This is a genomic window from Paraburkholderia sp. BL25I1N1 (assembly GCF_003002025.1).
In the GTDB taxonomy this organism is placed as follows: Bacteria; Pseudomonadota; Gammaproteobacteria; order Burkholderiales; family Burkholderiaceae; genus Paraburkholderia.
In genome coordinates this window covers 43,722-57,655 of sequence record NZ_PVZB01000001.1, presented here as the reverse complement: position 1 = coordinate 57,655, position 13,934 = coordinate 43,722, and the positions used below count along the sequence as shown (strand labels likewise).

Sequence of the window (13,934 nt, the reverse complement as noted above, 5' to 3'; positions counted from 1 at the left end):
GAACAGCTTTCAGGAGCTTGGTATGCGAATACTGATTGTCGGTGCAACAGGTCTGATCGGCGGCGAGGTGGTCAAGCTGCTCGCCGCCGAACACGACATCGTCACCGCGAGCCGCAAGGGTTCCGATCTTCACGTGGACCTGTCGAACAAAGCCAGCATTGAATCGATGTACCAGCAAGCCGGCAAACTCGACGCGGTTGTCTGCACGGCGGGCGCAGCGAAGTTCGCCCCGCTCGCCTCGCTCTCCGACGACGATTTCTCGTTCAGTCTTGCCAACAAGTTGATGGGCCAGGTCAATCTGGTGCGCTGCGGCGCGGCACACGTGTCGCAAGGCGCGTGCTTCACGCTGACGAGCGGTACGCTCGCGCAGCAGCCGATGGAAGGCAGCGCGGCCGTCAGCGTCGTGAATGCCGGCGTGGAAGCGTTCGCACGTTCGGCGGCGCTCGAACTGCGCGGCAAAGCCCGCGTGAACGTGGTCAGCCCGGGTTGGGTCGCCGAGACACTCGAGTCGATGGGCCGCGATCCGTCGCAAGGTGTGCCTGTTGCCTTGGTCGCGCAGGCCTACAAACGCAGCCTCGGTGGCGGCGCGAGCGGCGAAGTGATCTCCGCCTCATGACGGGTCGTGCGGGCCAGGCCTTTTCGGACATCTGAGCATCCGCATCCGACAACCTGTAACCCGTACTCCGAAGGCGACGCACCGCCAGTGGCCGCGCCCTGCTCGCGCGCCACGACGGCGCACCGCCGCGTCACGCCACTGTCATCATTACGACACACACGCCCCGCAGGATCGGAAACTCCCGACAAACTCCCTGGGGCTCACGTCATGCCGGAACTTTCGTATCCACAGCCAGGCACTGCTGCCGGAAAGGGGCGCAACATCAGCCTCGTCATTTTCCTCGCAGTGATTCTGGTGGGCGCGGTGTATTGCGCTGTGCACTTACTGGACGATCTGCAACCCGTTCGCGAAAGCTCGGTTCTGCCTTACGTGCTACTCGGCATTGCACTGTTGATCGCGCTGGGTTTTGAGTTCGTCAACGGCTTTCACGACACGGCCAATGCGGTCGCGACCGTGATCTACACGCATTCGCTTGCGCCGAACTTCGCCGTGGTGTGGTCCGGCAGCTGGAATTTTCTCGGCGTGTTGACGTCGAGCGGCGCGGTGGCTTTCGGCGTGCTGCAACTGCTGCCCGTCGAACTGATCCTGCAGGTCGGCAGCAGCGCCGGTTTCGCGATGGTGTTCGCCTTGCTGATCGCCGCGATCATCTGGAATCTCGGCACGTGGTGGTTCGGACTGCCGTCGTCGAGCTCGCACACGCTGATCGGCTCGATCATCGGCGTCGGCCTGATGAACCAGCTGATGCACGGCACCGACGGCACGAGCGGCGTGGACTGGAATCAGGCACTGGGCGTCGGCAAATCGTTGCTGCTCTCGCCGCTGGTCGGTTTTCTCGCAGCGGGTTTGTTGCTGCTGATCCTGAAAGCGGTGGTGCGCGTTCCCGCGCTGTATGCCGAACCCAAGGGCAAGGAGCCGCCGCCGTTCTGGATCCGCTGCCTGCTGATCCTGACCTGCACGGGCGTGTCGTTCGCGCACGGCTCGAACGACGGCCAGAAAGGCATGGGCCTCATCATGCTGATCCTGATCGGCACGGTGCCGACGGCCTATGCGCTGAACAAGGCGGTGACGCCCGCGGAAACGCAGACCTTCCTCGCCGTCGCGCACGAAACCTCGGCGACGCTCGCCAAGTACACCCAGGGCGCCACGCCCTCGGCCAATCCGCGCGCCGATGTCGAAGCGTACGTGCGCACGCACCAGTTGACGCCCGCCACCCTGCCGGCCTTGCAGCAGCTGACCGACCTCATTGCCGGCCAGGTCGGCAAGTCGGGCTCGATGGCGGCGGTGCCGCAAGGCATCGTCGATAACGTGCGCAACAACATGTACGTGGCCTCTGAAGCGATTCGCCTGATGGCCAAAAACAAGCAGCCGGCATTCTCGCCGGAGGACGCCAAAACGATCGGCAACTTCAAGACGCAAACCGATCACGCCACCAAATTCATTCCCACGTGGGTGAAGGTCGCGGTGGCGATCGCGCTGGGTCTCGGCACGATGGTGGGATGGAAGCGCATCGTCGTGACGGTCGGCGAAAAGATCGGCAAGCAGCATCTGACATACGGACAGGGTGCATCGGCTGAACTGGTGGCGATGCTCACGATCGGCGCGGCCGACATGTACGGCCTGCCGGTCTCGACGACGCACGTGCTGTCCTCGGGCGTGGCGGGCACGATGGCGGCCAATGGTTCCGGCCTGCAATGGGGCACGGTGCGCAGCCTGGTCCTGGCCTGGGTGCTGACATTGCCGGTTTCGATCGCGCTGGCAGCCGGCTTGTACTGGGTGTTCCGGGCGGTGTTTTGAGTTCACGCGGCGGCCGGTTCATCAACCGGCCGCCGCTTCTGAAAAAGGCATGAAAAAAGCGCGGTTCGTTCCGCGCTTTTTCATTTCACCGCACCGTACTTTCTCGCCGATCAGTACACCTCGGGCACAATCATCGAAGCCGGCACCGGCTGACGGCTGTACTCGTCGTGATAGACGCGAGCGGGCAATTCGATCTGCGAATGCTCGATCTCGTGATACGGCACCTGGCTCAGCAAGTGATTAATGCAGTTCAGGCGCGCGCGCTTCTTGTCGACCGCCTGCACGACCCACCACGGCGCTTCGGGAATGTGCGAACGCTGCAGCATCACTTCCTTGGCCTGCGTGTAGGCTTCCCAGCGGCGACGGCTTTCGAGGTCCATGGGACTCAGTTTCCACTGCTTCAGCGGGTCGTGAATGCGGTTCTGGAAGCGGATTTCCTGCTCTTCGTCGGTAATCGAAAACCAGTATTTGAGAATCTGCACGCCGCTGCGCGCCAGCATCTTTTCGAATTCGGGCACCGAACGGAAAAACTCTTCGTATTCTTCGTCGGTGCAAAAATTCATCACGCGTTCGACGCCCGCGCGGTTGTACCAGCTGCGATCGAACAGCACCATTTCACCGCCGGCCGGCAGATGCGAGACGTAGCGCTGAAAATACCATTGCGTGCGTTCGCGGTTGTTCGGCGCCGGCAGCGCCGCCACGCGGCACACCCGCGGATTGAGCCGTTGCGTGATGCGTTTGATCGCGCCACCCTTGCCGGCGGCATCGCGCCCCTCGAAAATCACCACGAGGCGGTGGCCGGTCTGCACGATCCAGTCCTGAAGTTTGACGAGTTCGCCCTGCAAGCGGAACAGCTCGCGGAAGTACATCTTGCGCGCCTCGCGATGCTCGGCCGTGAAGCCCTCCGCGCCGTCGATGATGCGGTCGTCGACCTCCATCTCGAGTTCTTCGTCGTAGGCGTCGATCAGGTCTTCTTCGAAACGGCGCTGCCGCTCGGCCATCAATTCGGCTTCAGGTCTCGGATCCTGCTCTTTCATTGCGGCTCTCCTGGCAACGGAAATGGTTAGGCGCGCGGCGGCAAACGCGACGCGGACGCGCTCGATTATCGAAGCGTCAGGTGTCAACCGTGTTACCACAGCGGCTGCGTGCCTTGTCAACGCCCATGATAGCGAGTTTCGCCCGGCCGCCCGGCGCTAGCGCAACGGTTTCGCGAAGCTGAGTTCGTGGCCGTCCGGATCGGTGATGTGGAAATAGCGCTCACCCCAAGGCGCGTCGGACGGTTCGAGCGACGGCTTCAGCCCCGCCGCCAGCGCTTTGCGATAGAGCGCGTCGACGTCGGAGACATAGATGATCACGCGGCCCCACCAGGCGACAGGCGCGCGCGTATCGACGATCAGGTTCAGATACGAACCGCCGAACGCAAACGATGTAAAAGCCTCCTGCGGACCGCCGAATTTCATCGGAAATCCGAGTGCTTCATAAAACAGCACGGCGCGCGGCATATCGCGGGTGGCGAGCGTGATGGCGCTGATCGACTCAATTTGCGGTTCCGTGGGCCGGCTCGACGAGGCTGATGTGGCGGCTGAGTTCATGGCGGCTCTCTCCTTGGCATGCCAGACGTGTCATCTGCCCAGCACGGTGCATGCCGTGGCTGTGGCTGTGGCTGTGGCCGTGGCTGTGGCTGTGGCTGTGGCTGTGGCTGTGGCTGTGGCTGTGGCTGTGGCGCTCGCTGGCTTCGCAAAGTGTCTCACAGGGCGCGCCGCCACGGCGCGCCTCACGGCCACTTGAAAACCTTCGCGGCGCCCCGCATCTCCCATTCCGTTTATCCGGAGCATCGCTATGGGAAGCCGCCCACGCTTCGTCGATGACCTGTCGCGCGCCGCATCCGACGCCCCCGGGCCCGAGACACTCAATCCTTTTTCCGACGACGCCCTGCTCGACGCCTATTCCCGCACCGTGATCGGCGCGCTGGAACGCGTCCAGCAAGCCGTCGCCTTCATTGCCGTCGAACGGCGCCTGCCCGGCGAGCCGTCCGGCCGCGGTTCGCGCGGCGGCACCGGCTCGGGTTTTCTGTTCACGCCCGATGGTTACCTGCTCACCAATAGTCACGTCGTGCACGGCGCCACCCACATTACCGTGACGCTCGCCGACGGCGCGAAATTCGACGCCGATCTGGTCGGCGACGATCCCGGCAGCGATCTGGCCGTCTTGCGGATCGGCTCGCCGGAGCCGCTGCCGCATGTCGAACTCGGCGAGTCGTCGAAGCTGCGCGTCGGGCAGATTGCGATTGCGGTCGGCAATCCGCTCGGCCTCGCGCAAACGGTCACGACCGGTGTGGTGTCGGCGCTCGGCCGCTCGCTACGCTCGAATTCGGGGCGCATGATCTACGACGTGATCCAGACCGACGCCGCGCTTAATCCCGGCAATTCGGGCGGTCCGCTGATCAATTCGGCGGGCCAGGTGATTGGCGTGAATACCGCGATCATTCCCGGCGCGCAAGCCATCTGCTTTGCCACCGCGATCGACACCGCCAAGTGGGTCATCATGCAGATCTTCGCGCATGGCCGCGTGCGGCGCGCGTATATCGGCGTGGCGGGCACCACCAGGCCACTGTCGCGCCGCGTGCAGCGCTATTTCGGCTTGAGCTCGGAAAGCGGCGTACATGTCATGGAGATCGTCAAAGGCAGCCCAGCCGCGCTCGGCGGCCTGCGCACCGACGATACGATCATCGCGATCGATACGCAGGCCGTGCAGGATGTGGACAGTTTGCAGCGCACGCTCGACGCATCGCGCATTGACAGACCGGTCAATGTGACGGTGTTGCGCGGCGCGCAGCGGCTCGAATTGACGTTGACGCCGGTCGAGCAGGTTAGCTGAGGCAACAGCGGCGTGCATGTTCTGCGAGCACAAAAAAGCCTCGCGTTCGAACGAACGCGAGGCTTTCTCTTTCTGCTAAAAAGCCGCGCATCTCAACTCAAGATGCACTGCCCATGCCCCGCAATAAAAACGCTTACTGGATCACGCGCGTCACGCCCCGGCCGCGCGGATCGGCCGCGGCTTCCGGCGTATCGCCGTTGATCTTGATCGCCTGGATATCGCCGCTGAAATCCTGCCCCTTCAGCGTGTAACCCTTGGCTTCGATCTGCTTGGCGAGCTCACCGTCGATCGGCTTATACGGCTCCCAGAAGATCGTGTTCGGCGGCAACAACTGATGATGGAAACGCATCGCGGCGACAGCCTGCTGCAGCGGCATGTTGTAGTCGTAGACGTTATTGATCACCTGGAAGATCGACGTGAAGATGCGCGAGCCACCCGGCGTGCCGATCACGAGCGATACTTTGCCGTCCTTCGTCAGGATCGTCGGGCTCATCGAGGAGAGCGGCCGCTTCTTCGGTTCGATCGCGTTCGCGTCGCTGCCCACCACGCCGAACATATTCGCGACGCCCGGCTTCGCGGAGAAGTCGTCCATCTCGTCGTTCAGCACGATGCCCGTGCGGTCCGCCACCACACCCGAACCGAAATAGCCGTTGATGGTGTACGTGTTCGACACGGCGTTACCCCACTTGTCGATCACCGAGAAGTGCGTGGTTTCCGCTTTCTCCGGCATCGACGTGCCGAGGCCGGCCTGAATGCTCTTCGTGTCCGAAGGCGCGTTCGGATTCACTTCGCCGGCGCGCCTGGCGATATACGCGTCGTCGGTCAATTGCGCGACCGGCACCTTGTAGAAGTCAGGATCGCCGAGGTATTGCGCGCGGTCGGCGAACACGCGCTTTTCGATTTCCGCGATCAGGTGCACGTATTGAGCGGAATTGGGCGTGACGTCCTTGAAGTCGGGCGCAAGGTCGGCCTTCATTTTCAGCAGCTGCACGAGACCGATACCGCCCGAGCTCGGAGGCGGCGCCGTGTAGACGCGATAGCCGTTCCAGTCGGCCTGGATCGGCTCACGCCACACTGCCTTGTATTGCTGCAGATCGGCCTTGGTGATCAGACCGTGACCGCGCATGGACGCCGCGATCAGATCGGCCGTCTTGCCCAGATAGAAGTCTTTGGCGCCCTGATCCGAAATGCGCTGCAATACAGCGGCCAGATCCGGCTGCTTGAAGTTGACGCCCTGCTTCAGATTGCCGAAGTAGGTGTCGAAGTTGGTCTTGCCGGCGAACTCTTTCGCGGCATCGTCGCGGCGTTCCTGTAATTGCTGGCTGACCTCGAAACCGTCGCGCGCGTAGTGGATGGCCGGCGCGAGCACCTGCTTCCACTTGAGCTTGCCGAAGCGGCGCTGCGCCTGCCACATGCCGTCCACGGTGCCCGGCACGCCGGCCGCGCGGTAGCCGTACAGGCTCATGCCTTTGATGACTTCGCCCTTGTCGTCGAGATACATGTTTCTGGTTGCGGCCAGCGGTGCACGCTCGCGATAGTCGAGGAAGTAGGGCTTGCCGTCGACATAGAGCGTCATGAAACCGCCGCCGCCGATGTTGCCCGCTTCCGGATACGTCACGGCAAGCGTGAAGGCGATTGCTACGGCTGCGTCGACGGCGTTGCCGCCTTCCTTGAATATCTGCTCGGCGGCGTCGGCGCTGAACTTGTCCGCGACCGCGATGGCGGAGGCAGTGAGGACAGCCGGTTGGGCTTTCGCGGGCGGCTTGGCGATTGCCGGCGTGGCTTCGAGAAAGCCGGTGGAAACAGAGACGAGTGCGACCAGCGCGAATCCGCTGGCCGACGATTTAACGTTGCGGAACAACTTCATTGCATATCCCCCAAGACGACTTTTATCCGATGAATACAGATATCTCGAGGGTTTATAACATGTGAACTACTCGCTTGCGAAGCCGCTAGATGTCGTAGGGTTTATGCTGCGGCACACAAAAAAACCGGTTGGACCGCGCCGGGAAGCGCTCGTCAAAACAGCCGGGACAGGCGTCTTCGGCATGCGGCATGCCGCGCGGTACAGCGCTTTACGCGCGTCCGCGACTGCCGCGCGCAATCTCATCGCCGGCGTTATGTGGCAGTCGAGCGGTAATCGGAATCGACATGAACGAGAACAGCCCGACCACCAGAAAAGCCGGCCAGAAATCGGAGAAAACAATAGTCGAATGACCCTGCACGTTATGCGAAATCTGCAGCACGATACCCGCGATCGTCACGCCGAGGCCCAACGAAATCTGCTGGATCACGCTTGCGACACTCGTCGCGCGACCCACGTCACGGCTCGGGATATCGGCATATGCCAGCGTGTTCAACGACGTGAACTGCAGTGACGGAAAGAAACCGCCGAACAGCACGACACACCAGATCAGCCAATGCGGCGTGCCAGGAAAGAACAGACCGTAGACCGCGATGGCGAGGCCCGCGCAGCACGCGTTGAACATCAGCACCGTACGGAAACCGAAACGCTCGAGAATGCGCGACGCGGCCGCCTTCATGAAGATCGAGCCGAATGCGGACGCACAGGTAATCGACCCCGACTTGAACGCCGTCATGCCGAGGCCTTCCTGCAATGCAAGTGGCAACAGAAACGGCACCGCCCCGAGGCCGATGCGAAACAGCGAGCCGCCCACCACGCTCGCGTGAAAACTCGGAATGCGCAGCAGCCGAAGATCGAGCACAGGCAATTCGACGCGGCTCGCGTACAGCACATACAGCGTCAGCAACACCACGCCGATCACGCACATGCCCACCGACACCGGGTTCGACACCAACTCGCCGCCCACTAGCGAGAGCCCCAGCATGAACAGCGACGCTCCGCTCGCGGACAAAAAGAAACCGGTCCAGTCGAGCCGGCCCGGATGCGCTTCACGGACGTTGGCGATGTGTTTATTCGCGAGCCAGATGCCCAGCAGGCCAATTGGAATGTTGATGAAAAAAATCAGACGCCAGTGCAGATAAGTGGTGATGAAACCACCCAGCGGCGGCCCGACCACCGGTCCGAGCAAAGCCGGCACCGTCAGATAGTTGACTGCACGGATAAAGTCGGACTTCGGCACAGAACGGAAAATGATGATGCGGCCCACCGGCACCATCATCGCGCCGCCGAGGCCTTGCACGAATCGCGCGACCACAAACGTGCCGAGCGATGTGGAAGCCGCGCACATCAGCGAGCCGGCCATGAAAACGCCGATCGCCGCGCGAAACACCGTGCGCGAACCGAAGCGGTCAGCAACCCAGCCGCAGATTGGAATGAAGACACCGAGGCCGATGACATAAGCTGTCACGGCGAGCTTGAGGGTGATGGGATCCTGGCCGAGATCGCGCGCCAGAACCGGCAGCGACGTCACGATGACCGTGCCGTCCACGTTTTCCATGAACATCGCACACGCGACGATCAGCGGAACAATGAAAGTGCCTAAAGCGAGAGGCATTGGCATGGCGACGGGTTGCAAGGCCGCCGGTGTAAAGCGTCGATTATGGCATCGCATCGGCAACAGATGTTGTTGCGCGAGGTCTTTTCACTCGGATAGACACGTATGGTTGAACGCGCAACCACGCAGCGTCGCAACGCGAGTGCGCGAGCCGTCAACTTACGTAAACGCAAAAAGGTTGAGCCGGCATTCAGCCCGCTCAACCTTCGATACGTCAGCGAACAGGCAGACGGATGACTTAGCGCGATGCGCTGACCAACGGCTGCAATTGCGGCAGGATCTCGGCGCTTGCGCGAGCCACGTCGTTCGGGAAGTCGATTTCGATCCAGGGCGCGCCGGTCACGTCCGCGGTATCGAACACCTGGCTGCGCTCCAGCAGCAGATCGCGTACCGCTTCTTCGTGCGGCAGATTGGCCCGGCCGCTGTCCACATAACCAGCCACGATCTGCGCGAAGCGTTGCGCGGTTTCCTGCCGGAAGCGGAAGAACCCGACCGATTCGCCGATCGTGTCGTACTCGAGATTGACCGCGAGCTGCTTGCGCAACTCGACCGGCACGCCGTCTTTCAGGCACAGCTTGACGGGTTCGTCGCCGGCTTCGAAATCACGGTCGATCAACAGGCGGTTGACCGTCTCGCCCGCCACCAGAGCAGCCAGAATGCGCTCGTCGTAAAGCACGTCGGCGTCCATCAACAGCACGTCGCCGCCGCGCGTCAGCGCCTCGGCCACCGTGTGCACCGTCAGCACGCTGCCCAGGTCGTAACGCGTGTTCAGCACGGTTTCCACTTTGTGCGGCCAGTTGATGCGCTCCAGTTCCGCCTGCACCGATTCCGGCTGAAAGCCGAGCGCCAGCACGACTTCAGTCACGCCGGCGGTTTCGAGCATTTGCAGATGCCGTTCGAGCAGGCTCATGCCGTCGAATTGCAACAGACACTTCGGGAACTGAGCTTCCGGCGGTTGCTGGAGACGCAGGCCGAGGCCCGCAGCGAGGATGATGGCACGCATGCGCGGTCCTTTGAAAAAATACGGAGTTTAATCGACAACCGGCACGCGCCCTGTCGCGCGGCGCCGTTGCCAGCTTCGTTCGCTGAAGTGCAGAACCAGCAGACCCGGCAAGCCTAGCAGGATTTCGCGGGCGCGCTTGGCGAGCGACAACGCCAAGGCCGCGTCCGGCGGCAAACCAACCAGCGGCGCGAGCAGCAGATAGCCGCCTTCCTGCACGCCGAGCGAGCCGGGAATCATGAACGCCGCGCCGCGAATGGCCTGGCCCAGGCTTTCGAGCAACAACGCGTCGACCCAGTCGACCGGATGTCCGAGAAAGCGCAGCGCGAGCCACACTTCCACCGTGCCGACGATCCAGCCCACAAGACTCATGGCGAAGCTTGCCGCCACGCGGCCGCGTTCGCGATACATGGCCTGCACGGCGGCGTCGACGGCTTCGGCGCGCGTCATCAGCGAAGACCAGTCGCGCTTGCCGAAAACCTTGGAGATCACGCCGAGCAAGCGCCCGAACAAACCGCGCCGCTGCGCATAGTAAAACCCGACGATCATCGCGCCCAGCACGCCGGTCGCAATCAGCGTGGCAGTCCGCAGATCGTGCAGCGCGCCGTGCGCTGCGTAAGCGCCGAACAGCAAAAGTCCGCCCAGCGCGAAGATGATTTGCGCGAGCGCCTGCGCGGTCGTGCTCACCGTGATCGCCGCGGCGGCATCGCGCATGCGCATGCCACGCTGGGACAGTTGCCGCACCATGACCACGGGTCCGCCGATCTGGCCGGCCGGCAGCAGGCTATTCACCGACTCGCCGATCCAGCGCGCGAACAGCGCGTCGCGCCATGTCAGATCGTGATGAATGCCGTCGCGACGAGGATGGAACAACACCGAGATCGCGCCGGCATCGAGAAGCACCGGCACGAGGTGGAACGCCGCGACGAGCGCGAGTCCCCAGCCAGCGGTAAGCAGTGTCGAAGCAACCGAGCCGAAACCCTGCCACGCGAGCAGGCCGACAAACAGCGCTGTCCCGATCGACAGCAGGATCAGGGCCGCGCGGCTCATGCGCGGTCCTTCCCGCGTTGGGTCATCTGGCGAAAAACCTGGCGGAAGCCGAAGTACGCAATCGCATCCTTCATGTTCGAGATGAAGCGGCGCCACGGCCGCATGTTCGGATCGGTGACGTATTCGAAAGTGAGCGACACGCGCATTTCGTTCGCGCCGGCGGGTGTGATGCGATGCCGCAGCTTGTCGCCGTCGAAGAACACGAGGCCGCCCGGCGGAATCTGCACCGACCCCGGCTGATCCGGGACATCCGGATTGCGCGTGTGGAGTTCGTAGTCGAGCCGGCAAGACGATTCGTCGATCACGCCGAGCAGCAACGTATAGCGGCGGCCGTCATAGTACGAAGTATCGTAGTGCCAGCCGATGTGGTCGCCTTGCCGCGTGTAGTAGTAAAGCGCGTACGCATGCGGATCGTCGGCGGGCGAAAGCTGGAGTTTGTCGCCGCTCAGTTGCTCCAGCCAGCCGGTCAATTCCTTCGAGCGGTACAGCTCGGCGATGAACGGCGCGAGGCGGTCGATCGTATGACGGCTGACACTGCCGCCCTGCTTGTGACCCGGCAGATAGTTGCGGTTCACCTCGTCGAGCAGCGAACGCGCGCTATGCACGAGCTGCGCCGTGACTTCGGGCGCGAGAAAGTCTTCCAGATAAAGAAACGCGCCCTGCTCCGCGAAATCCTTGCGCAGACGCGGGTTGTCGAACCCGTGCGTGCGGCTCGCGACCGCGCGGTCGGCATTCGGTGCGGGCGATGCAGCCGGCGAACGTTCTAACGGAACTGATGCGATCACGTCGTTTTCGGCCTGCGTACTCATTCGCTGGCCCACATTTGACGGGTTTCGGACGTACCGGCGGCAGCCGGCGCCGGGCTGGCGGCACGGCGCGCCACGCGCCAGTAGTCGACCACCACCCAGACAGCGAAAAGCGGCGCGCCGATCGACGCAACCACGACGAAGGGCAGAACGACGCTGGTGAACGTGACGATCGGCAGCAGATACAGGACGTCTTCAGTTTCGAAGCCGCCGACGGAGGCCTGCTTCGTGCCCGCCTTGCCCGCCATTTCCTCGATGCGCATGCGCAGGAAGAAAATCAGCGCGATCGCTACGCCGGCCACGGCGCCGAGCACACCCGGCGCGATTTTCAAGCCCGCGATATGCGAGGCGCCCGCTCCGACACCCATGCCGACGAACAACATGACGGTCACGAGCGCGTCGCAAGCGAGGTCGTAAAAATGACCGATCCGGCTCGACTTGCCACTGATTCGCGCGAGCTCGCCGTCCGTGTGGTCGACGAAGTTCGACAGCACGATCAGCAAGGCGCCGGCGTTGGCCCACGCGAACCCGCCGTGAGCGAGGCACGGCGCGCCTGCCAGCCCGATCAGGAGGCGCAGCGTCGTCAGATGGTTCGGGGTGACCCACGTGTTCACAAGCGGAGTCACGAGCCGGCGGGCGAGCCGCGCGTCCCATGTTCTGGGCGGCGGAACGTTAATTGGAGTTTCGGGTCGCGAATTCATAACCCGGAAATATATACGGGATCGCAAAAGATTGCTTTCTTCCCGTACGTTTCATAAGGCGCCGTTGGTTCCCGATCCGTGCTGCCTGCGAAGCAAGATTTGCCGAATCGCGATAAAGTACAAAGCAGTTGCGCCTGTCAAGGTATGACTTCGATGCGCAACGTCTTTTCGGGTCTCGAGTTCACGCCACCGCCCGTTGCGAACACACTACATCGATTCAGGTGGCCGTCCACGCTTATGAAACGCTTTCTTTCGTCTGTACTCCTTGCTCTGGCAGCCGCCGCGCTGCCGCTCACCAGTTACGCCACCGCGCTCGATGCGCCGCTCGCCTGCAATGAAAGCGGCCATCAGTTCATTGCCGACCTCGCAGACCAGCAGCTGATCGACCCGAAGCCCACGCGTGTGGAGAGCAACTCGATCAACGCCTTTTCGCCGACGTCCGGTGCGGATTTGACGGCATATGGCTTTCGGGTGTTCGCGGTGGTCGGCTACGAAAAAGACGATCCCATGTTCCGTGTCGGCGACGGCGAGCCGGTCGCGCGTTCGGCCTACGGCGTCGTGGTGTTCGGCAGCGAGGCCAAAGTGCGGAACGCGATTGCCGGCACCGGCAGCACGGCGATCGTGCACCGCGTAGCGCCGCTGATTACGGCGATTTTTTGCAAGCGGAGTTGAGGCGGCACGACCGGCCGCTCTGCTTGCTGGAATGGCCGATGGGCAGATAGGAAGACGACGTTTTACATGTTATAATTGCTGCAGATGGATTTTCCGGGGCCTGCAAAGGCGTCTATCTGCCTCCTGGTGAAACAGGATCCAGCCGTGCTGGTTACGTCGGCTCACGCCGATCAAGCGCACCCGCGAAGTTATGAGGCCCCCTTGTGGGGCCTCACCTGTTTTTGAGGCCGGAATCAGCCAGTTATGCGCGGATGCCACATCGGCTAGCGGCGGTTGAGACTCGGATCGCGAATCGACTCGCCCCTCAATATCTTTGCCGCCATCACACGAAACCGCACAATGCTCCGCCGGTTGCGCGGCGTCCCCGTCTTTCCCCTAGTCACGTCGCGGACATACGCACTTTCGATCACCAGCCGCAACGCGCTTGCCCCCATGCGGCGAAGACGAAAAAACACCTCGTACTCAACTGGCTCGCCACGATCCGTGATGTCCTCAATCACGAGCCAGTTCGAATGGCCCGTGAAATAGCAACGCCGTTCACCGAGCTCGGCAACGATCGTTGGCAGTCGAAGGGACCAGCGGTGCCGGTCGGTGCAGAATGCGCGAGCGACCTGCCGGTGGTCAAAAATTCTGCGACCACTACCAGGCGCCTCGAAATCCAACGGGCTTTGCGCGCCCGGTCCGACCGACACGCAATGCGACGTGTATTCGACGTGGACGGTTGCGGTTGTCGCAGCAAACTTCCCCGAAGCGGGAATGGCGAGGGTAAAGAAGCTGGCGACGAGATGCGAAAGGCCATATCGCACGCTTGCCACGTCGATATAGCCTCGTCGCAAAATCGAAATCCACTGCATACGCCAGCCAAAGGGGAAACCGCGAATTATCGCGAGATTCCCCCTCGCTGACTCCTCAGCCAGAAGGCCTAAGACAGGCGACTTC

12 protein-coding genes and 1 pseudogene are annotated in these 13,934 nt (G+C 62.6%); 4 read left to right on the top strand and 9 right to left on the bottom strand.

What is annotated here, in order from left to right; translation table 11 throughout:
• Positions 1-13: 13 nt before the first annotated feature.
• Together B0G73_RS00275 and B0G73_RS00270 are read left to right on the top strand one after the other, a co-directional pair.
• Positions 14-616, top strand: a pseudogene (locus B0G73_RS00275) (short chain dehydrogenase); the annotation flags it as partial.
• Between the two features lie 207 nt (positions 617-823).
• Positions 824-2,410, top strand: coding sequence for an inorganic phosphate transporter (locus tag B0G73_RS00270; protein ID WP_106276854.1), 1,587 nt, complete (start codon positions 824-826; stop codon positions 2,408-2,410).
• 110 nt (positions 2,411-2,520) lie between these two features.
• Here the strand turns inward: B0G73_RS00270 and ppk2 are convergent, their stop codons facing one another.
• On the bottom strand, positions 2,521-3,447 hold the full coding sequence (gene ppk2 / locus B0G73_RS00265; protein ID WP_106276853.1) for a polyphosphate kinase 2: 927 nt from the start codon (positions 3,445-3,447) through the stop codon (positions 2,521-2,523).
• A 156-nt stretch (positions 3,448-3,603) separates the two neighbouring features.
• The gene (locus B0G73_RS00260; protein ID WP_106276851.1) at positions 3,604-4,002 is read right to left on the bottom strand and encodes a VOC family protein; all 399 of its coding nucleotides are present in this window, start codon (positions 4,000-4,002) and stop codon (positions 3,604-3,606) included.
• Between the two features lie 247 nt (positions 4,003-4,249).
• On the opposite strand from B0G73_RS00260, the gene B0G73_RS00250 reads away from it, so the two are divergent.
• A complete protein-coding gene (locus tag B0G73_RS00250; RefSeq protein ID WP_106276847.1) occupies positions 4,250-5,287 on the top strand; it encodes a S1C family serine protease in 1,038 nt (345 codons plus the stop codon).
• Positions 5,288-5,420: 133 nt separating this feature from the next.
• On the opposite strand, the gene ggt is transcribed toward B0G73_RS00250, so the two are convergent.
• From ggt to B0G73_RS00220, 6 genes are all read right to left on the bottom strand, one after another.
• A complete protein-coding gene (ggt, locus tag B0G73_RS00245) occupies positions 5,421-7,154 on the bottom strand; it encodes a gamma-glutamyltransferase (RefSeq protein WP_106276845.1) in 1,734 nt (577 codons plus the stop codon).
• A gap of 208 nt (positions 7,155-7,362) precedes the next feature.
• Positions 7,363-8,766, bottom strand: coding sequence for an MFS transporter (locus B0G73_RS00240; protein ID WP_106276843.1), 1,404 nt, complete (start codon positions 8,764-8,766; stop codon positions 7,363-7,365).
• Between the two features lie 238 nt (positions 8,767-9,004).
• Positions 9,005-9,769 (bottom strand): NTP transferase domain-containing protein, encoded by a 765-nt coding sequence (locus tag B0G73_RS00235; protein WP_106276841.1) that lies wholly within the window; start codon positions 9,767-9,769, stop codon positions 9,005-9,007.
• 27 nt (positions 9,770-9,796) lie between these two features.
• A complete protein-coding gene (locus B0G73_RS00230; protein ID WP_106276839.1) occupies positions 9,797-10,816 on the bottom strand; it encodes a lysylphosphatidylglycerol synthase domain-containing protein in 1,020 nt (339 codons plus the stop codon).
• Positions 10,813-11,625, bottom strand: coding sequence for a 2OG-Fe(II) oxygenase (locus B0G73_RS00225; RefSeq protein ID WP_106276837.1), 813 nt, complete (start codon positions 11,623-11,625; stop codon positions 10,813-10,815). Before B0G73_RS00225 ends, B0G73_RS00230 begins: the two co-directional genes overlap by 4 nt.
• Positions 11,622-12,323 carry a CDP-alcohol phosphatidyltransferase family protein gene (locus B0G73_RS00220; RefSeq protein WP_106276835.1) on the bottom strand — a complete coding sequence of 234 codons (702 nt, stop codon included), beginning with the start codon at positions 12,321-12,323 and terminating at the stop codon, positions 11,622-11,624. Before B0G73_RS00220 ends, B0G73_RS00225 begins: the two co-directional genes overlap by 4 nt.
• A gap of 237 nt (positions 12,324-12,560) precedes the next feature.
• Between B0G73_RS00220 and B0G73_RS00215 the strand changes: the two genes are divergently transcribed.
• Positions 12,561-12,995, top strand: coding sequence for a hypothetical protein (locus B0G73_RS00215; protein WP_106276833.1), 435 nt, complete (start codon positions 12,561-12,563; stop codon positions 12,993-12,995).
• Positions 12,996-13,258: 263 nt separating this feature from the next.
• Here B0G73_RS00215 and B0G73_RS00210 read toward each other — a convergent pair whose 3' ends face one another.
• Positions 13,259-13,849, bottom strand: coding sequence for a hypothetical protein (locus B0G73_RS00210; protein ID WP_106276830.1), 591 nt, complete (start codon positions 13,847-13,849; stop codon positions 13,259-13,261).
• Positions 13,850-13,934: the final 85 nt, after the last annotated feature.